This window comes from Falsiroseomonas tokyonensis, from assembly GCF_019024325.1.
GTDB classification, from domain to species: Bacteria; Pseudomonadota; Alphaproteobacteria; order Acetobacterales; family Acetobacteraceae; genus Falsiroseomonas; species Falsiroseomonas tokyonensis.
On the sequence record NZ_JAFNJS010000001.1, the window covers coordinates 692049 to 714789 of the forward strand.

At 70.7% G+C, this 22741-nt stretch carries 23 protein-coding genes; 11 read left to right on the forward strand and 12 right to left on the reverse strand.

From position 1 onward, the window contains the following. Nucleotides 1-25 precede the first annotated feature (25 nt). The 7 genes from J3S20_RS02930 to J3S20_RS02960 form a co-directional block, all read right to left on the reverse strand. Nucleotides 26-844: an exodeoxyribonuclease III gene (locus J3S20_RS02930; protein ID WP_216834450.1), complete on the reverse strand. Its 819-nt coding sequence runs from the start codon at nt 842-844 to the stop codon at nt 26-28. 77 nt (nt 845-921) lie between these two features. Then, on the reverse strand, nt 922-1605 hold the full coding sequence (locus J3S20_RS02935; protein WP_216834451.1) for a fumarylacetoacetate hydrolase family protein: 684 nt from the start codon (nt 1603-1605) through the stop codon (nt 922-924). A gap of 70 nt (nt 1606-1675) precedes the next feature. Next, nucleotides 1676-2545 carry an aldose 1-epimerase family protein gene (locus tag J3S20_RS02940; RefSeq protein WP_216834453.1) on the reverse strand — a complete coding sequence of 290 codons (870 nt, stop codon included), beginning with the start codon at nt 2543-2545 and terminating at the stop codon, nt 1676-1678. Next, the gene (locus J3S20_RS02945) at nt 2542-3468 is read right to left on the reverse strand and encodes a 2-dehydropantoate 2-reductase (protein WP_216834455.1); all 927 of its coding nucleotides are present in this window, start codon (nt 3466-3468) and stop codon (nt 2542-2544) included. Before J3S20_RS02945 ends, J3S20_RS02940 begins: the two co-directional genes overlap by 4 nt. A 158-nt stretch (nt 3469-3626) precedes the next feature. Beyond that, complete coding sequence (locus tag J3S20_RS02950) at nt 3627-4460, reverse strand: DUF4394 domain-containing protein (protein ID WP_216834457.1); 834 nt, start codon at nt 4458-4460, stop codon at nt 3627-3629. A gap of 147 nt (nt 4461-4607) precedes the next feature. Further along, entirely contained in the window at nt 4608-5315 is a 708-nt protein-coding gene (locus tag J3S20_RS02955; protein WP_216834459.1) for an anti-sigma factor, read from the reverse strand. Next, a complete protein-coding gene (locus J3S20_RS02960; RefSeq protein WP_216834460.1) occupies nt 5312-5851 on the reverse strand; it encodes a sigma-70 family RNA polymerase sigma factor in 540 nt (179 codons plus the stop codon). The genes J3S20_RS02955 and J3S20_RS02960 overlap by 4 nt, the downstream gene beginning before the upstream one ends. A gap of 437 nt (nt 5852-6288) precedes the next feature. On the opposite strand from J3S20_RS02960, the gene J3S20_RS02965 reads away from it, so the two are divergent. From J3S20_RS02965 to J3S20_RS03005, 9 genes are read left to right on the forward strand one after another with little or no spacing between them, the layout of a single operon-like run. Further along, nucleotides 6289-7725 (forward strand): FAD/NAD(P)-binding protein, encoded by a 1437-nt coding sequence (locus J3S20_RS02965; protein WP_216834461.1) that lies wholly within the window; start codon nt 6289-6291, stop codon nt 7723-7725. Then, complete coding sequence (locus tag J3S20_RS02970) at nt 7722-8198, forward strand: ureidoglycolate lyase (RefSeq protein ID WP_216834462.1); 477 nt, start codon at nt 7722-7724, stop codon at nt 8196-8198. The genes J3S20_RS02965 and J3S20_RS02970 overlap by 4 nt, the downstream gene beginning before the upstream one ends. After that, nucleotides 8198-9070 carry a polysaccharide deacetylase family protein gene (locus J3S20_RS02975; protein WP_246602242.1) on the forward strand — a complete coding sequence of 291 codons (873 nt, stop codon included), beginning with the start codon at nt 8198-8200 and terminating at the stop codon, nt 9068-9070. The genes J3S20_RS02970 and J3S20_RS02975 overlap by 1 nt, the downstream gene beginning before the upstream one ends. Then, nucleotides 9067-10335: an amidohydrolase family protein gene (locus J3S20_RS02980; RefSeq protein WP_216834463.1), complete on the forward strand. Its 1269-nt coding sequence runs from the start codon at nt 9067-9069 to the stop codon at nt 10333-10335. The genes J3S20_RS02975 and J3S20_RS02980 overlap by 4 nt, the downstream gene beginning before the upstream one ends. 16 nt (nt 10336-10351) lie before the next feature. Then, nucleotides 10352-11794, forward strand: a complete 1443-nt coding sequence (locus J3S20_RS02985; RefSeq protein ID WP_216834464.1) for an NAD(P)-binding domain-containing protein — start codon at nt 10352-10354, stop codon at nt 11792-11794. Further along, nucleotides 11791-13251, forward strand: coding sequence for a 4-hydroxyphenylacetate 3-hydroxylase family protein (locus J3S20_RS02990; protein WP_216834466.1), 1461 nt, complete (start codon nt 11791-11793; stop codon nt 13249-13251). Before J3S20_RS02985 ends, J3S20_RS02990 begins: the two co-directional genes overlap by 4 nt. After that, nucleotides 13248-14417: an amidase gene (locus tag J3S20_RS02995; RefSeq protein ID WP_216834468.1), complete on the forward strand. Its 1170-nt coding sequence runs from the start codon at nt 13248-13250 to the stop codon at nt 14415-14417. Before J3S20_RS02990 ends, J3S20_RS02995 begins: the two co-directional genes overlap by 4 nt. Then, nucleotides 14414-15391 carry a substrate-binding domain-containing protein gene (locus J3S20_RS03000; protein ID WP_216834470.1) on the forward strand — a complete coding sequence of 326 codons (978 nt, stop codon included), beginning with the start codon at nt 14414-14416 and terminating at the stop codon, nt 15389-15391. The genes J3S20_RS02995 and J3S20_RS03000 overlap by 4 nt, the downstream gene beginning before the upstream one ends. Nucleotides 15392-15394: 3 nt before the next feature. Then, a complete protein-coding gene (locus J3S20_RS03005) occupies nt 15395-16423 on the forward strand; it encodes a hypothetical protein (protein WP_216834472.1) in 1029 nt (342 codons plus the stop codon). A 30-nt stretch (nt 16424-16453) separates the two neighbouring features. Here J3S20_RS03005 and dnaA read toward each other — a convergent pair whose 3' ends face one another. The 4 genes from dnaA to mutM all read right to left on the reverse strand — a co-directional run bounded on the left by dnaA (nt 16454) and on the right by mutM (nt 20461). Beyond that, nucleotides 16454-17977, reverse strand: coding sequence for a chromosomal replication initiator protein DnaA (gene dnaA, locus J3S20_RS03010; protein ID WP_216834474.1), 1524 nt, complete (start codon nt 17975-17977; stop codon nt 16454-16456). 345 nt (nt 17978-18322) lie between these two features. Further along, nucleotides 18323-18601, reverse strand: coding sequence for a 30S ribosomal protein S20 (gene rpsT, locus J3S20_RS03015; RefSeq protein WP_216834476.1), 279 nt, complete (start codon nt 18599-18601; stop codon nt 18323-18325). Nucleotides 18602-18733: 132 nt separating this feature from the next. Next, nucleotides 18734-19510 (reverse strand): enoyl-CoA hydratase, encoded by a 777-nt coding sequence (locus tag J3S20_RS03020; RefSeq protein ID WP_216834477.1) that lies wholly within the window; start codon nt 19508-19510, stop codon nt 18734-18736. Nucleotides 19511-19561: 51 nt separating this feature from the next. Further along, nucleotides 19562-20461: a bifunctional DNA-formamidopyrimidine glycosylase/DNA-(apurinic or apyrimidinic site) lyase gene (mutM, locus tag J3S20_RS03025; RefSeq protein WP_216834479.1), complete on the reverse strand. Its 900-nt coding sequence runs from the start codon at nt 20459-20461 to the stop codon at nt 19562-19564. Between the two features lie 126 nt (nt 20462-20587). On the opposite strand from mutM, the gene J3S20_RS03030 reads away from it, so the two are divergent. Both J3S20_RS03030 and J3S20_RS03035 read left to right on the forward strand, forming a co-directional pair. Next, nucleotides 20588-21325, forward strand: a complete 738-nt coding sequence (locus tag J3S20_RS03030; protein ID WP_216834480.1) for a class I SAM-dependent methyltransferase — start codon at nt 20588-20590, stop codon at nt 21323-21325. Beyond that, on the forward strand, nt 21325-21765 hold the full coding sequence (locus J3S20_RS03035) for a PaaI family thioesterase (protein ID WP_343215139.1): 441 nt from the start codon (nt 21325-21327) through the stop codon (nt 21763-21765). The genes J3S20_RS03030 and J3S20_RS03035 overlap by 1 nt, the downstream gene beginning before the upstream one ends. Nucleotides 21766-21768: 3 nt before the next feature. Here J3S20_RS03035 and J3S20_RS03040 read toward each other — a convergent pair whose 3' ends face one another. Then, nucleotides 21769-22737, reverse strand: a complete 969-nt coding sequence (locus tag J3S20_RS03040) for a Bug family tripartite tricarboxylate transporter substrate binding protein (RefSeq protein ID WP_216834484.1) — start codon at nt 22735-22737, stop codon at nt 21769-21771. Between the last annotated feature and the right edge of the window lie 4 nt (nt 22738-22741).

A 22741-nucleotide genomic window follows, 5' to 3' on the forward strand; every position in this document is an offset into this window, starting at 1 on the left:
CGCGCCTGGCCACCGCGCGGCAGTGTCAGGCGGCGATTTCCACCAGCACCGGCACGTGGTCCGAGGCCTGGGTCCAGCCGCGCGCATCCTTCAGCACGGTATGGCTGACCAGCCCACCGGCGAGGTCCGGCGAGACCCAGACATGGTCCAGCCTGCGTCCCCGGTCCGAGGCGCGCCAATCGGCGGCGCGATAGGACCACCAGGTATAGAGCTTCTGGTCCGCCGGCACGAAGTGGCGCAGCGCGTCATGCCAGGCGCCCGCCTTCATCATGGCGGTCAGCGCCTCGGTCTCCACCGGCGTGTGGGAGACGATTTTCAAAAGCTGCTTGTGCGACCAGACGTCGTGTTCCAGCGGCGCGATGTTCAGGTCGCCGACCAGCACGGCCCGCCGAAAACCGCCGGCGGCGGCGCGCGCGGCGGACCAGGCGGTGGCCTCGGCCACGAAGTCCAGCTTGTGGGCGAATTTCGGGTTCAGCTCCCGGTCGGGAATGTCGCCGCCGGCGGGGATGTAGAAGTCGTGCAGTTCCACCGGGCCGCCGGGGGCATCGAGCTCCACCGCGATATGCCGGCAGTCGCCCTTGGCGCACCAATCGGGGTCGACGCCGTCGCGCCGCGCGAAGGGCAGCTTGGAAAGAATGGCGACGCCGTTGTAGCCCTTCATGCCGCGCACCGCGCGGTGTTCGAAGCCGAGCGCGGCCACGCCCTCATGCGGGAAGAGTTCGTCGGGGCACTTGGTCTCCTGCAGGCAGATCACGTCGGGGCGCAGCGTGGAGACGAGATCGGCCAGCAGCGGCAGGCGCAGCCGGACGGAATTGATGTTCCAGGTGACGATGCGGAGGGTCATGCGGCCTTCGTGCGAGATGGGAGCGGTGGCTTGCCCCCACCCCGACCCTCCCCCGTGAACGGGGGAGGGGGATTCACTTAGACGATCTTGACGGTGACTGTGCCGACGCCCTCGACCATGCCTTCCAGCAGGTCGCCCTTGTTCACGGCGGCGACGCCTTCCGGCGTGCCGGTCATGATCAGGTCGCCCGGCTCCAGCTTCACCAGGCCGGAGAGGTTCGCGATCACCTCCGGCACCGACCAGATCAGCTTGGACAGGTCGGAGGTCTGCGTGACCTTGCCGTTCACCTTCAGCTCGATCTTGCCCTTGGAGGGGTCGAAGTCGCCGGCCGGTACCAGCAGGCCCATGGGGGCGGAGTGGTCGAAGCCCTTGCCCATGTCCCAGGGGCGGCCGGTCTTCTTCGCCTCGTTCTGCAGGTCGCGGCGGGTCATGTCGAGGCCGCAGCAATAGCCCCAGACATGCTTCAGCGCATCGGCCTGGCTGATGTCCTTGCCGCCGGTGCCAATGGCGACCACCAGCTCCATCTCATGGTGCAGGGACTTGCTGGCGGGCGGATAGGGCATGTCGGCGTCGTTGATGACGACGGCATCGGCCGGCTTGGTGAAGTAGAAGGGCGGCTCGCGGGTCGGGTCGCTGCCCATCTCGATGGCGTGTTCCGCGTAGTTGCGGCCGACGCAGAAGATGCGGCGAACGGGGAAGGACCCGCCGCCCTTCACCGGGATGAAGGCCTGGGCGGGCGGCGGAATCACGTAGTCGGCCATGCTGATGCTTCCTTGGGAACGCGATGCGCGGGACCATAGCCCCGCCCGGCCGGCTGGCAAGGGTGCCCGGCTACCCGATGGTCACCCGCCACATGAAGCTGCGGCTTTCCCCCGCCCCAAGCATCTGCATCCCCGGCTTGGCCCAGATATCGCCCCAGAACTGCGCCGGGTCGGCATAACCCGCCCAGGGCTCGATGCAGAGGAAGTCCGCGCCCGGCCGCATCCACAGGCCAAGTTCGGAAAAACCCTGCCAGGTGATCTCCAGCCCCGGCGCGCCCGGCGCGGCATACCGCAGGCGGCGGCTGGCGGGGTTCAGCAGGATCATGGCGGAGGGGCGGAACAGATCCTCCCGCAGGCCCAGGTTGCGGCCATGCACGGGCAAGGGCTGGGGCGTGGCGTCGATCAGCCCGTTCTCATCCAGCCGCCAGACCGGCCCGGCCTCCTCCTGCTCGAATTCGATCCGGTGCGCGGCCTTGCCGCCGGCGCCGGGCAGCGGCCAGCGGAAGGCGGGATGCGCGCCGACCGAGAAGGGCAGCGTGCCCTCGCCAGGGTTGTGCACGGTGGTGGTGACGGTCAGCGACGCGCCATGCAGCGCATAGGCCTGTTCCAGCCGGAAGCCGAAGGGATAGACGGCGCGGGTTGCGGCGCTGTCCGCCAGCAGGAAGCGGCAGCTCTCGGCGCCCTGCTCCACCAGCTCGAAGCGGCTGTCGCGCGCAAAACCGTGCTGGCCCATGGGATAGACCTCGTGGCCGATGCGCAGCGTGTCGTCGCGCAGCCGGCCGACGAAGGGGAACAGCACCGGCGCATGCCGCGGCCATTCCGGCCCGGCCTGCCACAGGAATTCGCGCCCGGCCGAATCCTTCAGGCTGGCGAGTTCCGCGCCCTGCGGCTTCACCGCGATGCGGAGCTGGTCCGAGGCAAGGGTCACCAGGTCGGTCACGGCAGCCGCCCCGCCGCACGCCGCTGGTCATAGGCACGCGCATGCAGATGGGCCAAGTCATGCACCTCCGCCGGAAGGCCGGCCTGTCGCGCCGCGGCGCAGAGGAAGCCCAGGATATGGTCCGCCTCGGTCCGCCCGCCCGCTTCCAGGTCCCGCAGCATGGAAGCGGTGTAGGCGCTGGCGGGGTCGGCGAACAGCTTTCGGTAATTGGCGAGGAAGGCCTCCGTCATCGGATGCCCCTGCGCCGCGGCAATGGCCGCATTCCGCTCCAGCAGGCCGAGGAGAAAATCCGTGCCGCCAGCCCGGACGATCTCGCCGACGCTGGCGCGCATCAGCACGCTGGCGGCGGCGACGGTGCCGAGATGCACCAGCTTTTGCCACATGCGCCGCTGGATATCCGGCACCGCCTCCGCCACCAGCCCCGGCGCCTGGCCGAGTGCCGCGGCCAGCGCGGCGGCGCGCCCATCCATCCGGCCGTCCTGCTCGCCAAAGGTCAGCCAGTGCCAGTCGCCGAGATGCTGCACCACGCCCTCCGGCGTCAGCGTCGCCGCGCATTTGGCGAGGCCGCCCCAGACGCGTTCGGCGCCGAAGGCGGCGTTCAGCGTGGCAATGTGCGAAAGCCCGTTGAGGATCGGCAGCACGCAGGCCCCGCCCTCGACGGCCGGGCGAATGGAAGCAATGGCGCTGTCCAGGTCATAGGCCTTGCAGGACAGCAGCACGACATCGAAGCCGGGCCCCGCCGCCAGGGTGGTGTCCACGGGGCGGTCGATATCGCCAAAGCCGCTGCGCACCCGCAGCCCGTCGCGCGCCAGCACCGCGGCGCGGCCGGGCCGCACCAGGAAGGTGACCGGAAGCCCGCGCTCCAGTGCCCGCCCACCAAAATAGCCGCCGAGCGCGCCCGCGCCCAGAACCAGCATCCGCATCCTGTCGATCCCCGCTTTGGCCGGGAACAATCCCGACAAGTGGTCCGCTGTCCAGCCCAGGTCTGGGTGGAAAAGCGACCGCCGCCGTGCGGCAGCACGGCGGCGGCTTCGGGCGGCATGCGCCGGGCGTGCGGGGAACGCGCAGGCCGCCGAAGGGGTCAGCGCATGGCAGCGATGTCGATCACCTCGGCCTCCGGCAGGCCCGCCACGGCGCCCTGGGCCATCAGGCGGCCGGTCGCGAGGTCGATGCCATGCAGCGTGCCGCCGGCCAGGACGAAGCCGGTATTGCCGCCCTGGCCATCCGACAGCACGTCGAAGCCCAGCGCCACCGGCACGCTCATGCCCAGCATGCCCTTCACCTGCTGCACGCCGTCATTCGGCGGCGCCTGCAGGTTGTAGGTGCCGAGCAGCGTATCGATCGTATAGAGCGCGGTGCTCGGCGCGCCGGGCTGGCCGGCGGCGGGGGCGCCGGCGGGCGGGGCGACGCTGTTGGTATAAGCGCCGGCGGTGATGCGCGGCGTGGTGCCGGCCTGCGGCGAGCCGTCCATGTACTTCTGCGTCCCGTCGCGGACCACCTCGCCGGTCTCCACATTGACGCGGAAGTTCACGCCGCTCATGCCCATCAGGCGCAGGCGGTTGGCCACCGGGTTGAAGTCCACCACGGCGCGGCCGCCGCTTTCGAAGGGCATGTTCAGGCGCGAGACCTGCGTGGCGCGGCCGCTCATCGGGTCGATGCGGACGATCTGGCCGCTTTCCGTCACGCCATACAGCCCGCCATCCTGCGGCCGCTGGTCGATGCCGAGCAGCCGGCCATCGGCGCCGGTCACGCGCATCGGCGCCTCGGCACGGCGCGTCTCGCTGTCGATGCGGATCAGCCGGTTGTCGGCGGTCAGGCCGAGGAGCGTGGCGGCCTGCGCCCCGACGGGGGCCGCAAGGGCACCGCCGGCGATCAGGGCGGCGGCGGCAAGGGCGGTGCGAGCGGTCTTCGGCATCGGCGTTTCTCCATCTTCCAGGGCAGGCCTTGAGGCCTTGCTGCTGGCGTTACGGAGGGCGGATGCGACTGGATGCGGGCTGGGCCGAAAAATTCGCGCGGCCCAGCGTCCCGTGGCCCGGCTTCGGGCGGCTCAGATTCCGGCGGCTCAGGTTCCGGCGGCGGGGGACAGGCGGCCGATGAACAGGATCGGCCCGGTCGGGCGGCCGATCGGCGACCCACCCGGCGGCTCCACCGTGATCTCGATCAGCATGCCGGGGCTCGGCCGGATGGTCGTGGGCGCGACGTTGATGCGGCCCTCCGCCGGGATCAGACCGAGCGAGGTCGGCGCCGTCGCGCCCTGCGGCAGCGCCCAGAGCTGCAGCGCGCGGCCTTCCGGCGCCGGGCGTGGATTCACGGAGGCCAGGCGCAGCCCGCCGCCATCGGCCTCCACCAGCCAGGCCGGCTGGTCGCGCTCGCTCAGCAGCACGGTCATCAGCCGCGGCTCGGGCTCCGGCCGCAGCAGGATGAAGGCCGCGAGGCCAGCCGCCAGCGCGGTGCCGCCGATGGCGCCCATCCGCCAGGGGTCGCGCAGCCCCGCCCACCAGGGACGTTTGGCGGGGGCGGGTGCCCGGGTGGGCGTCGGATCCAGCGCCGCGGCGATGCGGTCCCAGAGGCCGGGCGGCGGGGCCTCGGGCGGGGCGAGGGCGATGAGCGGCGCCAGCCGCGCCTCCCATTCCGCCACCGCCTCGGCCAGTGCGGCATCGCTGTCCAGCGCCGCCGCGACCGCCTGGGCCTCCCGCGCCTCCAGCGTGCCGAGCACATATTCGGCGGCCAGCGCCTCGCGCTCCTCCGGTGTCAGGCTGGCGGGGATCACGTCAGGCACTCCCGCAGGCGCAGCAGACCACGGCGGATCCAGGCCTTCACCGTGCCCAGCGGCAATTCCATCTTCGCCGCGATCTGCGCATGGCTCAGCCCATGCACGAAGGCCAGCACGATGCCGCGCCGGTTGCGTTCCTCCAGCGTCGCCAGGCAGTTGCGCAGGCGGCGGCCCTCGGCATCGGCGGAAACCCGTTCCAGCGCCTCCGGCTCCACCGGCTGGTCGCCCAGCGCCGGATCGTCGCTGGGAATTTCCCGGCCCCGCGCGCGCGCCATGTCGAGCGCCGCATAGCGCACGATCGCCGCCAGCCAGGCTTCCGGCGCACCGCGGGAGGCATCGAACTGATGCGCGCGATGGGCAATCCGCAAGAAGGCGTCCTGCAGCGCATCGGCGGCGGCGTCGCGGTCGCGCAGGATGGCATTGGCGACGCCGAAGAGCCGCGTCGATTGCCGCTCATAGATCGCGCGCAGGGCGATCCGGTCACCGCCGGCGACGGCGGAGAGCAGGGGGGTTAGGTCAGCGGCGGCGTCCATCGGGCGGCAGGATGACCACGCCCTGCGCGGCGGGGCAACCCATTTCGGGAAGGTTACGCAGGCCGTTGCGCTACCGTGCCTGTCGTGCTTCCCGCGCCGCGCCGGCTGCTTGGAAGGCAGGCAGCGCGCCGGCGGAGTGCCGAAAGCTTCGCCAGAGCCCGGCGGAGGCTGGTGGCGCGCCCGGGCCCGGGCGCTGGCATGGGGCTTGCCAGGCCTGCCTGGCATGACGCGCTGGCCCCCCTTTCGCAACGCCGCCGCCGGACGACCAGGCTCTACCCCTGGGCGTCCCGGCCGGCCGCCGCGTTCGCATGGCCTGGCGCGCGCCCGCGGGCGGTGGCGACCAGCCGGCTGATCCAGCGCCGTCGCGTCCCGCCGCGGGACGCGCGGATGGATCGCCGCGTCCTGTTCCCCACCCTCCCCCACCGGCGGAGCCCTGCGTGACCGAACCCACCTCCCTGGCCGAGCTGGAGCGCCAGCTGGCGCATCAGATGGCGCTGCTCGCCTATCCCGCCGCGCCCTGGGTCGCCCCGCTGCCCGCGCCGGATGGGGCGGAGGCGCTGGATTGCGCCATCATCGGCGGCGGCATGTACGGCCTGGCCACCGCCGCGGCCCTCCGGCGCGAAAGGGTCACGCGCCTCGCCGTCTTCGATGCCTCCCCGCCCGGGCGTGAGGGCCCCTGGGTCAGCTTCGCCCGCATGGCCATGCTGCGCACGCCCAAGGACCTGACCGGCCCCGATGGCGGCCTGCCAGCCGCCAGCTTCCGGGCCTGGTGGGAAGCCCAGCACGGCGCCGCGGGCTGGGCCGCGATGTATCGCGTGCCGCGCACCGCCTGGATGGACTACCTGCGCTGGTTCCGCCGCGTGATGGACCTGCCCGTGCAGAACCATTCTCGGCTGGTCGCGATGGAGCCCAGCGCGGACGGCACGCTGCTGCAACTGCGCTTCGAGACGCCGGCCGGCCCCGTGCTGCATCATGCGCGCAGCGTGGTGATGGCCACCGGCTCCGGCGGCAGCGGCGGCCATGCCATTCCGCCGGAGATCGCACAGGCGTTGCCGGCGGGCCGCGTGCTGCATGCGAACGACCTGATCGACCCCGCCTGCTTCCAGGGGGAGCGCGTGGGTGTGCTGGGTGCCGGCGCCACCGCCTTCGATATCGCCATCACCGCGCTGCAGTCCGGCGCCGCCAGTGCCACCATCTGCATCCGCCGCCCCGAAGTGCCGCGCGACAATCCGCGCCGCTGGATGGAGAATGCCGGCTTCCTCGCGCATTACGTGGACCTGCCGGATGCGGTGAAGTGGGACTACGCCCTGCGCCTGCGCCGCATCGGCCAGCCGCCACCGCAGCCCACATTCGATGCCGCCATCGCCCTGCCCGGTTTTCGGCTCGCCACCGGCATGCCCTGGGAGGCCGTGCGTTGGACGGGCGGGGAGATTTTGGTGGAGGGCAATGGGCGCCGCCAGGTTTTCGATCGGTTGGTGATCGCGACGGGCTTCCTCTCCGACCTCTCGCTCTGCCCGGAATATGCGGCGCTGCTGCCGGAGATCGCGCTGTGGCGCGACCGCTTTGCGCCCGAGGTCGCGGAGCCGCGGCTCGGCCGACAGCCCTATCTGGACCGCATGGGCGGCTTCCAGCAGCGCGTGCCGGGCGCGGCGCCCTGGGTGGAGCGGGTCTTCAGCATCACCGGCGCCGCCTCGCTCAGCCTTGGCCCCATCGCCGCCAGTGTCAGCGGCATGAAATACGCCCTGCCGCGGCTGGTGGAGGGGGTGAAGCGCCGCCTCTTCCTGGATCAGCAGGAGGCCGACTGGGCGCATTTCGTGGCCGGCGACCATGCCGAACTCGCCCCCTTCACCCTGCCCGAAAGCGCCGCCGCATGACGACAATTCCCGTCACGCCCCTGGCCGCGACCCCGGAGGCCATCGCCCCCTATGGCACGCTGGTGCTGCCGGGCGCGGATGGCACGCCCTTTGGCCCGCAGGATGCGACGCTGGACCTGACCCAGGGCCGGACGCGCCTCACCATCATGCGCCTGCCGCATCGGCCGCTGCTGATCCGCGGCATCACGCGGCACCTGCGCGTCACGCAATGCCTGGCCTCCGCCGATGGCGCGGCGTGGTTCATCGGCCTGGCGCGTGCCGATGCGCCGCTGACGGCGGATGCCATCGCCTGCTTCCGCATCCCCGGCGGCACCGCGCTGGCCCTGCATCGCGGCACCTGGCACGCCGGCCCCTTCTTCAACGCGACGCAGCAGGACTTCTTCAACCTGGAACTGTCCGACACCAACGAGACGGACCACGACACGGTGCGGATCGACGAGACCTTCGGTGTCGCCCTGGCGATCGCCGCCTGATGCGCCAGCACGGACGCTACGCCTTCTCCGCCATCGCGCGCCGTCCGGTCTGGGACTGGCCGAATGGCACGCGGCTGGCTGTGCATGTCGCGGTGAACCTCGAGGCCTTTCCCTTCGCCGAGGGCTTGGGGATTCCGCTGGTGAACCCGCTGCCCGAACCCGATGTGCAGAACTACGGATTTCGCGACTGGGGCAACCGCGTCGGCGTCTGGAACCTGCTGGATGCGCTGGATGAGCATGCGATTCCGGCGGCGGCCTTGCTCAACACCGCGATCTACGACCTGTGCCCGGACGTCGCGCAGGCCTTTCGCGCACGCGGCGATGAATTCGTGGGCCATGGCCGCACCAATGCCGAACGCCAGTCCGACATGGACGAGGCAACCGAGCGCGCGATGATCGCCGCCTGTCGCGACCGCATCGCGCAGGAGGAAGGCGCCGCGCCGCGCGGCTGGATGGGCCCCTGGGTCTCCGAAACCCACGCCACGCCGGACCTGCTGGCGGAGGCGGGCTTCGACTACTGCATGGACTGGACACATGACGACCAGCCGACGCTTCTGGCCACCCGCGCCGGCCTGCTGGTGACCGTCCCCTATTCGCGCCCAACCAACGACATTCCTGCGCTGCACGCCGCCAAATGGCCGCCCTCGGTCTGGGCCGACATCCTGATCGACCAGTTCGAGGAACAGCTGCGCCTGTCCCAAAAATGGCCGCTGGTCTTCAACCTGTCGCTGCATCCCTTCCTCGTCGGCCATCCCTTCCGGTTGCGGCATTTGCGGCGCGTGCTGGCGCATCTCGCCGCGGCGCGGTCGCGCATCTGGCTCTGCCGGCCCGGTGAGATCGCGGCCGATGCGCGCAAGGTTCTGGCGGCATGACCCGTCTCGCGAGGCCCCTGCTGTTCCGCGGCGCCACGCTGCTTCCCGGCGGCGCCGACTGGGCGCCCCGCGCGCCCATCGACCTGCTGGTGGCCGGGGGCCGCGTCGCCGCCATCGGCGCGGCGCTGGAGGTGACGGAGGCGGAGGAGATCGGCGCACACCACCTGCTGCTGCTGCCCGCCTTCGTCAACGCGCATACCCATTCGCCGGAGGCGCTGGCGCGTGGCCGGGCGCCCATGGCGCGGCTGGATGAATGGCTCGCCGCTGAATATGCCGATGGCCAGGATGCGCTGCCGGAAGCGCGCATCCGCCAGGCCATCCTGGTCTCCGCGGCGGAGGCGATCCGCGGTGGCGCCGTGCAGGTCACCGATCATTTCCGGCAGATCCCGCCGAATGTGGAGTCGGTGGCCATCGCCGCCGCCGCCTGGGCGGAGGGCGGCATCCGCGGCCGCATCGCCATGATGCTGCGCGACCTGCCCTCACCCTCGGCCAGCTTCACCCCGCCGAGCACGGAGACGGCCTTGACGGTGGCGGAGGCGCTGGTGAAGGCGCCGCCGAAGGGTGCGGAAATCGGCCTCGGCCCCTCCGCGCCACAGCGTTGCAGCGATGCGCTGCTGAGCGGCCTCGGTGCCCTGGCGCGGCAGCATGGCGCCCTCCTGCATCTGCATCTCTGCGAGACGGCGAAGGACGCCGCGGATTGCCGCACGCGCTTCGGCACGGATCCGGTGGCGCATCTGCAGGCGCTGGGTCTCACCGGTTCGCACGCCGAATTCGCCCATTGCGTACATCTGACGGATGCCGAGCTGGATCGCATGGCCGCGACCGGCACGCTGATGGTGCACAACCCGCTGGCCAATCTCCGCCTCGGCAGCGGCATCGCGCCGGTGGCCCGCGCCCTGGCGCGCGGCGTGCGCCTCGCGATCGGCTCCGACGGTCCCGGCAGCAACGACACGCAGGACATGCTGGAGGCCGCGAAATTCGCGCTGCTGCTGCCGCGCGCCGGCCGCCCCGATGCCGAATGGCCGACACCCGCGCAGGTGCTGGCCATGGCTACCGGCGGCGCGGTGCTGGCGCCCGGCGCGCGGGCGGATCTGCTGGCCTTCGACCTGCGCGCGGCCGCCTTCACCGCTGCGAAGGCGGAGGAGCTGGCGCCGCGCCTGCTGATGGCGGCCCGGCCGCGCGACCTGAAGCATGTGATGGCAGACGGCGCCTTCCTGATGCGCGACGGCGCGCTTCTGCCGCCGGCGCTGGCGGCCTGCGCATGAACACGAAGGGCTGAGCATGGACGCACTTCCACCACCCGATGCGCTGACGCGGCTGGAGCGTCGCCTGGAATGGGAGCTGGAGACGCTGGCCTATCCGGCGCGGCCCTGGGTGCGACCGGTCACGCATCCGGACGGGCCGGTGCTGGATGTGCTGGTGGTCGGCGGCGGGCAATGCGGCCTGGCCACCGCCTTCGCCCTGAAGCGCGCGCGCATCGAGAATATCGCGGTGCTGGAGGCGGAGCCCACGGGCCAGGCCGGCGTCTGGACGCGCTTCGCCCGCATGCACACGCTGCGCACGCCGAAGCATGTGACGGGGCCGGAGCTGGGCCTGCCCTCGCTGTCCATCCGCGCCTGGTACGAGGCCCAGTACGGCGAAGCGGCCTGGGCGGCGCTGCACAAGATCGGGCGGGAGGACTGGCAGGCCTATCTCACCTGGCTGCAGCGCGTGCTGGCGCTGCCGGTGCGGCATGGCTGGCGCGTCACCGGCATCACGCCGGAAGGGGACGCGCTGCTGGCGGTGCAGGCCGTGCATGCGGATGGGACGGCGCAGCGGCTGCTGGCGCGGCAGGTGGTGCTGGCCACGGGGCTGGATGGCTGTGGCGGCTGGCAAGTGCCGGCGATGATCGCCCAGGCGCTGCCCGCCACGCATTACGCCCATACCGCGCAGCCCATCGACTTTGCCCGGCTGGCGGGTCGGCGCGTGGCGATTCTCGGCGCCGGCGCCTCGGCCTTCGACAATGCGGCAACGGCGCTGGAGGCCGGCGCCGTGCGCGTCGATCTGCTGGCGCGTCGCCCGGTGCTGCCATCCGTCAACCCAAACCGCTGGATGGAATTCTTCGGTTTCCTGCACCACTTCGCCGATCTGCCGGACGCGCAAAAATGGCGCTTCATGCAAACGCTGTTTGCCCTGAACCAGCCACCGCCTCAGGAGACGTTTTCGCGATGCGCGGCACATGATCGCTTCTTCCTGCATCTGGGAGCGCCGCTGACCACGCTCGGCATGATGGGCGAGACGATCCGGCTGGAGACGCCGCGCGCGACGCTGGAGGTCGACTTCCTGATCGTCGGCACCGGGCTGGTGGTGGACCTCACGCTGCGGCCCGAACTTGCGGGGCTGGCGCAGCACATAGCCCTGTGGCGCGACCGCTTTGCGCCGGCGGCGGAGGACCGGCTGCTGGGCGCCTATCCCTATCTCAACGACAGCTTCGCCTTCACCGAACGCCACCCGGGCGCCGCGCCGTGGCTGGCGCGGCTGCGCTCCTCCTCCTTCGCCGCCATGCCCTCCACCGCCTCCTCCGCCGGCATCTCAACCCTGCGACCAACGGTAGAGCGCATCGCGCGCGGCATCGCCCGGGATCTGTTCTGCGAGCAGTCCGGCGCGGATTACGACTCGCTATGTGCTTATGACGAGGCGGAGCTCGTGGACCTCCGCCTCGCCTCCGACAGGAGCCCGGCATGATCAAGGACGGTGCCGCCCATCTGCGCAGCCTGCGGGACGAGCGCACCATCTTCATCGATGGCCGGCGCGTGCAGGATGTCACCATCGACCCCGCCTTCGCCGGCGCCGTCGCCTCCGCCGCTTCGCTCTACGACTACCAGGCGCAGCACCCCGACGAGATGACCTTCGTGACCGAGACCGGCGCGCGCGTGAATCGCGCCTGGTCCCTGCCACGCAACCACACGGAACTGGTCATCCGCCGCCGCGCCATGGAGCGCTGGGCGAAGCAGAGCTGCGGCATGATCGGCCGCTCACCCGACCACGTCGCCTCCACTTTTGTTGGCTTCATGATGGGTCTGCACGCCTATGAAGCCCCGCGCGCCGCCGCGCTGGCAGACTACTTCCGGGGGGCGCGCGACGCGGATCGCTTCCTGTCCTACGTCATCGTCAATCCACAGGCGGACAAGTCCCGCTCCGCTGGCAACCAGCCCGGCGGCGGCCTGGTCGCCAGCGTGGTGGATGAGGACAGCCACGGCATCACGATCCGCGGCGCCAAGATGCTGGCCACAAGCGGCATCATGGCGAACGACCTGATGGTCTCCGGCTTCGCGGCGCTCGCCCCGGGCGACGAGGCCTACGCCTTCACCGCCGTCACGCCCATGGCGACGCGCGGCCTGAAGCTGCACTCGCGCCGCAGCTACCAGGCCGCCGCCACCTCCACCTTCGACTACCCCCTCTCCTCCCGCTTCGATGAGAACGACGCCGTGGTGGTCTTCGAGGACGTAAAGATCCCCTGGGACTGCGTCTTCGTCCACAAGGATTTGCGGATGGCCCAGGCGCAGTGGCATGAGACGCGGGCGCATGTGATGCAGAACTACCAATGCATCGTCCGCCTGATGGTGAAGCTGCGTTTTCTTCTTGGCCTCGCCCACAAGGTGGCCGAGGTGAACGGCATTCTGGGCTTTCCCCAGACCCGCGAAACGCTGGGGCTGCTGGCGGCGAAATCGCAAAATATCGAGGCGCTGGTCGTCGCCATGGAAGCGGCCGGCGAATCCTTCCACGGCTACTTCGTGCCCAACCGCCCGATGCTCGTCACCGCGCAGGTGATTGCCCAAACCACCTATCCCGAGTTCATCGAGGCGATCCGCGGCCTGGCCGGCGGCGGCGTCATCATGGTGCCCTCCTCCGCCGCCGATTTCGATGGCGGCGAGATCGAGGGGCTGATCCGCGCCGCGCAACGCTCCCCCGTCACGGATAGCGAAGGCCGCGTGAAACTGATGAAGCTGGCCTGGGACGCCATCGGTTCCGAATTCGGATCGCGCCATCTGCAATACGAGATGTTCTATTCTGGCGCGCCCTTCGTGACGCGCGGCAACAGCTACCGCTTTCACGACTGGGCGCGCGACACCGGCTTTGTCGACGCCTTCATGACCAGCTACGCCCTGGACCGCAGCAACCAAAAGGCCGCCGCAGAATGACGCCCGAGCAAATCCGCGCCAGCGCCTTCGTGGCGCATGGCGACATCCGCATCGAGGGCGCCCCCAGCGGCCCGCTCGCCGGGCTCACCTTTGCGGCGAAGGACCTGTTCGATGTGGCCGGCACACGCAGCGGCTGGGGCAATCCGGATCGGCTGCGCGATGCGCCCGTCTCGCTCACCACCGCCTCCGCTCTGCTGCCGGCGCTGGATGCCGGCGCGACGCTGATCGGCAAGACGCATACGGATGAGATCGCGAGCGGCCTGTTCGGCGAGAACCCGCATTACGGCGCGCCGATCAATCCGCGCGCGCCGGATCGCGTGCCGGGTGGTTCCTCCTCCGGCTCCGCCTCCGCGGTCGCCGGGGGGCTGTGTGACTTCGCCTTCGGCACGGATACCGGCGGCTCCGTCCGCGTACCCTCCTCCTTCTGCGGCCTCTACGGCATCCGCACCACGCATGGCCGCGTCTCGGTCGCCGGCGTCATGCCCATGGCGCCGAGCATCGACACGGTGGGCTGGTTCGCGCGCGACGCCGCGCTGCTGCGCCGCATCGGCGAGGTCTTCTTCGGCCCCGCCCCCGCGACCGCGCCGCGCCTGCTGATCGCCGAGGATGCCTTCGAGATTCCGCAACCCACCCTTGGCGCCGCGCTTCGCGACGCGGCCCAGGGCCTCGGCGCGGCGCAGAGCGTGACGCTGTATGAGGAAGGCGCCGCGCATTGGCTCGACACCTTCCGGCCGCTGCAATTGGGGGAGCTCTGGACCACCCACGGCACCTGGGCGCGCGAGCCCGGCCGCCGCCTCAGCCCCGCCGTGGCGGACCGGCTGGAACTCGCCGCCACCGTCACGCCGCAGGCCATCGCCACCGCCTGGCGCGAACGCGAAAGGCTCACGGCACGCCTGCATGCGCTGCTCGGCACCGATGGGGTGCTCATCCTCCCGACGGCGCATGACCTGCCGCCGCTGCGCGATGCCCCCGTCTCCGCACAGATGGCCTTCCGGGATCGCACCCTGGCGCTGACCTGCGTCGCCAGCCTGTGCCGCCTGCCGCAGGTGAACATCCCCGCGGGCACGCTGGATGGCATTCCCATCGGCCTGTCGCTGATCGGTGGCTCCTACCAGGACGCCGCCCTGCTGGCCGCCGCCGAGACCCTGGGAGCGCGCCTCGCATGAGCCTGCACCTCACCATAGGCGTCTCCGACTGCGATCGTGCCCGTGCCCTGGCTGAGGGTCGCGTGCCCATCGCGGGCGTGGCGGCGGAGACGACGGTCATGCCGCTGCAGCCGCTGTTCAACCTGCAGATGACGCAACACCGCTTCGACTGCTGCGAATTCCCCATCGCCACCTGGCTGCGGCATTTCGACAGGCCGCAGCAGGATTACGTCGGCATCCCCGTCTTCCCCTCCCGCCATTTCCGCTTCTCCTGCGTCTTCGTGAACAAGGCGAAGGGATTCACAAAACCGTCCGATCTGGCAGGGCGCCGCATCGGCACCATGGTCTGGGACATGGCCGCCGCCGTCTGGCTGCGCGGCATTTTCGATGAGCACTACGGGCTGCACTGGCGATCACCGATCTACGTCAATGCCGGGCTGAACGAGGCCCGCGCCGGCGAGGATCACCCCCAGCAATATCCGGAGGGCGTCGCCATCGAGCACGTCACCGATCGCAGCCTGTCTGAGATGCTGGAAACAGGCGAGATCGACGCCCTCTACACCGCCCGCGCGCCCGACAGTTTTTTCAGCGCCCCCGACAAGGTCGGTCGCCTCTTCGCCGATCCCATGGCCGCGGAGCTCGACTATTTTGCGCGCACAAGGATCTTCCCGCCGATGCACCTCATCGCCGTGAAGCGCCGCTTCGTGGACGAAAATCCCTGGCTGCCGCGCGCGCTGTTTGACGCCTTCGTGGAGTCGCAGCGCCTGGCGCGGCTGCGGCTGCATGACAGTGCGACGCTCGCCGTTGGCCTGCCCTTCCTGGCGCAGCAGCTGGAGGAAACGGAGCGCCGGCTCGGCCCCGCCTTCTGGTCCGCGGGCTTCACCGCCAATCGCGAGGTTTTTGCGACCCTCATCCGCTACCTCCGCGCCGAGGGCCTGCTGGCCCGCAACCTGGCGCCGGAGGACCTGTTCCTCGCTTCCCTGCTGGAGACCTGACGCATGGTCACCACCGACGACCGAGCGCAGCGCCTGCTGGAATCCGCCGCGAAGTTTCGCGCGCCCTTCACGCTGGACCCGACGCTCGCGCTGTATTCGCCGCAGGACAATGTGGATGCGCTCAAACATCCCCGCATCGCGGCCTGGATGCGCTTTGTCGGGCAGGACTACGTGCCGAGCCTGCCCGAGGCCCGGGAACACGTGCTGCTGCTGCTGCCCTGCACGCGCACCAAGCCGTACATCCTCTCGACTGAGCATCGCCGCATCAACGCCGCGCTGCTCGCCGCCGGTTTCGCGCCCACCGCGCCCGCCGAGCCGCGTCTGCTGGCTTTCCGGACGGCGGAGGAGCCGGAGGCGCTGTTCAGCCTGGCGCCGCTGACACACCCCTATGGCGTGGTGGTGCATCGCGCCGTGATCAGCGAGCCGCTCGGCCTGGTGCCCTACGAACATATGCTGGACTACCCGGGCGGCACCTCGCCCGCCGTGCTCTACGACGACCCCGGCCTCTTCGAGGATCGCGGCAATGCCGTCTCCCCCTGGCGGGCGGATTCCACCGCGCTGCGCGTCTCCGCCGCGCGCTGGAAATGGGGCCCCAACGAGAAGCGCGCCTATGTCGAGATGCACAATGCCATGGCCACCGCGGTGGCGGAGGCGCTGGGACGCTTCGGCCATCTGTACACGCGCCGCATCTCATGGGTCGCGCCCGGTCTGACCCATCGCAGTTTCGTCGTGGCGAAGGCGGAGCGCGCGGCGCATGGCATCGTGGCGACGCGGCAGGTGGGGACGGAGCGTCTCGCCTTGACCGGCGCCAACGACCTTCTGGCGCCGGAGCTCGCCCTCACCGCGCTGCCGACGCGGCTGCAATGCGCCGAGGCGCTGGCGCGGCTGGCCACGCGCCTCGGCCGCAGCCAGGCGGAGGCCGCCGGCCATTTCGGCCGCGGCGGCGGCGATGCGACGCCGCTGGCCCTGCCCGAATTGCTGGAGGATCTGTTGGCGGCGGTGCTGCCGGTGAGGGTTGCGAAGGCGGCGTAGCCCGGCGCAGGCCCCCTCACCGAGCCCCGATCAGGTTTCCAGCATCCGGCGCAGCAGCTCGACATCTTCCGCAAACGCGCTGTCGGCCTGCATCAGCTCGGCCACGCGGCTGACGGCGTGCATCACGGTGGTGTGGTCGCGCCCACCAAAACGGCGGCCGATCTCGGGCAGGGAACGGCTGGTGAGCTGCTTCGCCAGATACATCGCCACCTGCCGCGGCCGCGCCACGGCCCGCGCGCGGCGGGGGGAGGACATGTCGGTCAGGCGGATATTGTAGTGTTCCGCCACCCGCTTCTGGATTTCCTCGATCGTCACCCGGCGGTCATGCGCGCGCAGGATGTCGTGCAGCACCTCCTGCGCGCCTTCCAGAGTCACCGGGCGGCCGAAGAGATTGGCGTGGGCGATCAGCCGGTTCAGCGCGCCTTCCAGCTCCCGCACGTTGGAGGTGATCTTGTGGGCCAGGAACTCCATCACCTTGACCGGCACCGGCACGCCCTGGGTCTGCGCCTTGGCCTGCAGGATGGAGATGCGCAGCTCATAGGTGGTGGCATGCAGGTCGGCCACCATCCCGCAGCCCAGCCGGGTGCGCAGGCGGTCCTCGATGCCGGAAAGGTCGGAGGGCGACTTGTCGGCGGATACAATAATCTGTTTGCCGGCATCGATGAGTGCATTGAAGGTATGGAAGAATTCTTCCTGGGTATTGTCCTTGCCGATCAGGAACTGCAGATCGTCGATCAGCAGCACATCGACGGAGCGCAGGGATTCCTTGAACTCCATGGTGCTCTGGCTGCGCAGCGCCGCGATGAAGCGGTACATGAACTTCTCGGCGGACATATAGGCGACGGTCAGCGGCGGCCGTCCATCGGCCACCGCATGTTCGCGGATCGCCCAGGCGCTGGCATGCATCAGGTGCGTCTTGCCCAGCCCAACGCCGCCATAGAGGAACAGCGGATTGAAGCCCGGGCTGGCCGGGCGTTCCGCCACGCGCCGCGCGCAGGCATGGGCGAATTCGTTGGGCTTGCCCACCACGAAGCTGTCGAAGGTGAAGCGCGGATCCAGCGGCGCGGACCAGTCGCCCCGGCCCTCTGCGGCGCGCGGCTCGGCCGGCCGGCCCAGCGGCTCCGCCAGGCCCGCGGCCTCCACCGGCTCGGCCAGCTGGCGTGCCGTGATGCGCGCGGATTTACCAGCGTTTTCCGTGGCTTCCATGTCGTGCGCCAGGCCATTCCGCGGGTCCGTCACGGCCGGCGTCCGTGGCTCCGGCGCGCGGTTTTCCGGCATCACGCGGAAGTCGAGGCGGCGGATGGAGGGCAGTTCGGCCTGCCACAGCGCGCGCAGCCGGTCGCCGTAATGGCCACGCACCCAGTCGCGCAGGAAGCGGGTGGGCAGCAGGATGATGGCTTCCTCGCCCTGCACGGAGGCAAGCGTCATCTGCCGCAGCCAGGTGCGGTATTCGACCTCACCCACCTCTTCCTTCAGCCTACCCCGGATGCGTGCCCAGACCTCCGCCAGCTGCGTGGGGGAGGAAGGAGACGACGGGCCGACCGCATTCTCCATGTGATGCACCTGCCAACCTCGTGGGCCCTTGCGGGGCGATGTGCATTTGACCGATCGGCTGCGGAGGATCCGGCCGCGAAAGACAGGCGCGCGGCTCCTGGGGGATGAGCGCGACTGGTCCGAAGTTACCGCGACGCGCTTGGCCGGCGCAAATGATTACTGGTGGATTCGAAGATCGCCTCGCGGCCAATCCAAGTAGTCACGCACCCGCAGCGATGACATTTCGAAACAGAAACAGCAAGCAGCCCGCTATCTCTGCAGGTTGCTTGTCATTCGTGTCAAAATCTTGAAAGCTGGAGAGGGCCCGTGGTCCCGCCGCACCAGGCGGCGGGCCGGACGGCCTGGTCAGGCCTGAGCGGTCGCGCCCAGCGCCTTGATGCGCGCCGAAAGCCGGGACAGCTTGCGGGCGACGGTATTGTCGTGGAAGACGCCCTTGTCGGCGGCGCGCTGCAGCTCGGGCTGCGCCGCGCGGAAGGCTTCCTGCGCGACCGTCTTGTCACCGCCGGCGATCGCCAGCTCGACCTTGCGCAGGAAACCGCGAACGCGCGAGCGGCGCGCGCGATTGCGCTCCGTGCGCTTTTCGGTCTGGCGGATGCGCTTGCGCGCGGAAGCCGTGTTCGCCATGGCGTCTTGTTCTGACCAGTCAAAAGTTTCGGAGGCCGGTGGCACGCGCCACCAGCGAAGGCCGGGTTACTACCCTTTGGGCCGCGCGGGAGTCAATGCACGGCTTTCGCGAGCCACCCGGCCGGCCGGATTCTAGCGGTTGCGGAAGGCCGGCTTCCGCTTCTCGGCGAAGGCGGACATGCCTTCCTTCTGGTCGTCGGTGGCGAAAAGGGACTGGAACAGCCGGCGCTCCAGCCGCACGCCCTCGCGCAGCGTCGTCTCGAAGGCGGCGTTCACTGCCTCCTTCGCCATGGCGACGGAGGGGGCGGAGAGGCTGGCGATCTTCTCACCCATCTTCAGCGCCTCCGGAAGCAGGTCGGCCACCGGCACCACGCGGGCCACCAGGTTGGCGCGCTCCGCCTCCGCCGCATCCATCATGCGGGCGGTCAGGATCATCTCCATGGCCTTGGACTTGCCGATGGCGCGTGTCAGGCGCTGGCTGCCGCCGGCGCCGGGGATGACGCCCAGGTTGATCTCCGGCTGGCCGAATTTCGCGTTGTCGGCGGCCAGGATCAGGTCGCACATCATGGCCAGCTCGCAGCCGCCACCCAGGGCGAAGCCCGCCACCGCGGCGATCACCGGCTTCTGGATGCGCAGCACATCCTCCCACCGCTTGCCGATGAAATCGTCGAAGTAGATCGCGGGGAAGTCGCGGTCTTTCATCTCCTTGATATCCGCGCCGGCGGCAAAAGCCTTCTCGGAGCCCGTGACGACGATGGCGCCCACCGCGGGGTCCGCATCGTAGGCCCGCAGCGCCTCGCCCAGCTCCGTCATCAGCTGGTCGCAGAGCGCATTCAGCGCCTTGGGGCGGTTCAGGGTGATGACACCGACCCGGCCCTGCGTCTCGACCAGGATCATCTCATAGGCCATGCGCCATCTCCCCCGCTTGCCCTTAAGCGGTAGCGCACCCGGCGAAACCGCTCAACGCTGCGTGCGCGCGCAATAGAAGGTGCTGCGCCCGGACTGCACGATGCGGGACACGCCCGCGCAGCCGGCCCCCGGCCCGGGGCAGAGCGGGCAGGGCTGGCCCTCCCGGTCATAGACGGAAAAGCGGTCCTGGAACCGGCCGAGTTCCCCATCCGCCCGCACATAATCCCGCAGGCTGGACCCGCCAGCGCCGATCGCCTCCTCCAGCACCGCCTTGATGGCCGGCGCCAAGCGCTGCGCCCGGGCGCCCGGCACCGTCGCGGCCTCCCGCCTCGGGGAGATCCGCGCCCGGAACAGCGCCTCCGCCACATAGATATTGCCGAGGCCCGCCACCACGCGCTGGTCCAGCAGCGCCGCCTTGATCGGCGTCCGCTTGCCCACCAGCGACGCCGCCAGGCTCGCCGCCGTGAAGTCCGGCTCCAGGGGCTCCGGCCCCATCCCGGCCAGCAGCTTGTGAGCATCCTCGGCGGCCGTCGGCACCAGGTCGACACTGCCGAAGCGGCGCGGATCGACGAAGCCGACGCGGGTGCCGTCCTCCGTCTCCATCACCAGGTGCTCATGCGCCTCCGGCGGCTGGTTGTGGCCCCGGGCGTCCGAGAACACGCCCTGCGGCCCCATGAAGGGCACCACGGGCCCCGCCACCGGCCGCGCCACCATCCGCCCCGACATGCCGAGATGGATCAGCAGGCTTTCGGCCGTATCCAGCCGCGCCAGCATGTATTTGCCGCGCCGCCGGAAGCCGGTGACCCGCGCCCCCGTCAGACGCCCCGCCAGCCCCGCCGGAAAGGGCCAGCGCAGCCCCTCCCGGTTCGTCTCGGCCCTGCTGATGCGCCGCCCCTCGAGCACCGCCCGAAGCCCCCGCATCACCGTCTCCACCTCCGGCAATTCCGGCATTTTTTCCTCGGGCTGCCGCGGTCGTGAGGCACAGCGGGGCGCTGCATCCTGGAGCGGCGATGCCATCTGTCATCGCGCTGGGGCGTGCTACTGGCAAGGCTGCCGCCAAAGGGGCAAGGTGCGACGATGAGCGACACAACCGATTTCGGCTTCCGCGAGGTGCCCCGCACCCAGAAGGCCTCCATGGTGCGGGAGGTCTTCGAAAGCGTGGCCCCCCGCTACGACCTGATGAACGACCTGATGTCGCTGGGCATCCACCGCATCTGGAAGCGGATCTTTGTTAATTCCATCGCGGCCTCGCCGCGGGAGACGCTGCTGGATCTGGCCGGCGGCACGGGCGACATCGCCTTCGGCGCGCTGGCCCGCGGCGCCAAGCGGGTGATCCTGACCGACGTGAACCCGGCCATGCTGGAGGTCGCCCAGAAGCGGGCGCTGGACCGCGGCATCACCACCGGCCTCGACTTCGCCGTGGTGGATGCCGAGCACATCCCGCTGCCGGACCGCTCGGTGGAGAAGGTCTCCATCGCCTTCGGCCTGCGTAACTGCACGGACAAGTCCGCGGTGCTGCGCGAGGCCCGCCGCGTGCTGCGCCCCGGCGGCCGCTTCCACTGCCTGGAATTCTCGAAAGTCGCGATCGAGCCGCTGGCGAAAGTCTACGATGTCTGGTCGTTCAAGGTGCTGCCCGAGATCGGCGCCCGCGTCGCCAAGGACCGCGACAGCTACGAATACCTGGCCGAATCCATCCGCCGCTTCCCGGACCAGGAAACGCTGGAAGACATGATGCGCGACGCCGGGCTGGAACGCGTGGCGCATCGCAACCTCTCGGGTGGCATTGTCGCCATCCATTCAGGATGGCGCCTGTAGTGCAGCCGCGGGACCCGGAGTTCCGGGCCCGCATCGCGGCCGCCTTCGCCGCCCAGGGGCTGATGGCCACGCTGGGCGGCCGCCTGGTGGCCATGGAGCCCGGCCGCTGCACCATCGAGGCCGATTTCGCCCCCGGCCTGACCCAGCATCACGGCCTGTTCCATGCCGGCGTACTGACCACCCTGGCCGACAATGCCTGCGGCTTCGCCGCCATGTCCCTGCTGCCGCCGGGCGGGGAGGTGCTGAGCGTGGAATTTAAGACCAGCTTCCTGCGCCCCGCCTCCGGCCTGGTGGCGGTGGCGCGCGGCGAGGTGCTGAAGCCCGGCCGCACCCTCACCTTCTGCCGCGCGGACATTTTTGTGCGCGATGCTGCCGGGGCGGAAACGCTCGTGGCGACCATGCTCGCCACCATGATCGCCGCGGCGCCCGAGGCCCGTTGAGCGCTATTCCAGCCGCAGCCCGATGCGCCGGATCACCGGCTCCCAGGTCGCCCGCTCCGCCGCCAGGTACTGCGCCAGATGCGCGGGACCGCTGCGCGCCGGCAGGGCGCCGATGCGGGCGAGCGCGCCGCGCACCTGTTCGTCTGTCAGCGCCTCCGCCACCGCCTCCGACAGGCGCTCCAAAATGGCTTGCGGGGTGCCGGCCGGGGCCAGCAGCGCCTGGAAGTTCCGCACCACCAGCGCCGGATAGCCGAGCTCCGCCGTGGTCGGGATGGCGGGCGCCAGTGGCAGCCGCGCATCGGAGGTGACGGCCAGCGCCCGCACCCGCCCCGCCTCCACCAGCGGCAGCACGGCGGAGACATCGCCGAACAGCGCCTCGATCTTGCCGCCGACCAGGTCCGGCAGGGCGGCGCCGGTGCCCCGATAGGGCACATGTTCCAGCCGGATGCCGGCGAGCTCGGAAAACAGTTCCAGCGCCAGGTGCGGCGTGGTGCCGATGCCGGCGGAGCCCAGGTTCAGCGCCCCCGGCCGCGCCTTGGCCAGGGCTACGAAGCCCGCCAGGTCCGCCGCCGGCAGGTCCTTTGTCACCGCCAGGATCTGCGGGCTGTCGGCGATCAAGGCCACCGGCGCCAGCGCCCGCAGCGGGTCCGGCGCATCCGCCGCGCCGGCCGCCGGCGCGATCACCAGTGGGCCGGGCGAGCCGACCAGCAGCGTATAGCCATCCGGCCGCGCCGCCGCGACGACGCGGGCGCCGACCAGCCCGCCGGCGCCTGCGCGGTTCTCCACCACCACCGCCTGGCCGAGCCGCCGGCGCATTCCCTCCGCCACCGGCCGCGCCACATTGTCCACGGGGCCGCCCGGGGCAAAAGGCACCACCAGCACGATGGGCCGCTGCGGCCAGGCCTCCTGGGCCCGCGCGACAAGGGGCGTGGTCAGCGTCGCCGCCAGGATGCCGCGCCGGGTGATCTGCATGGCT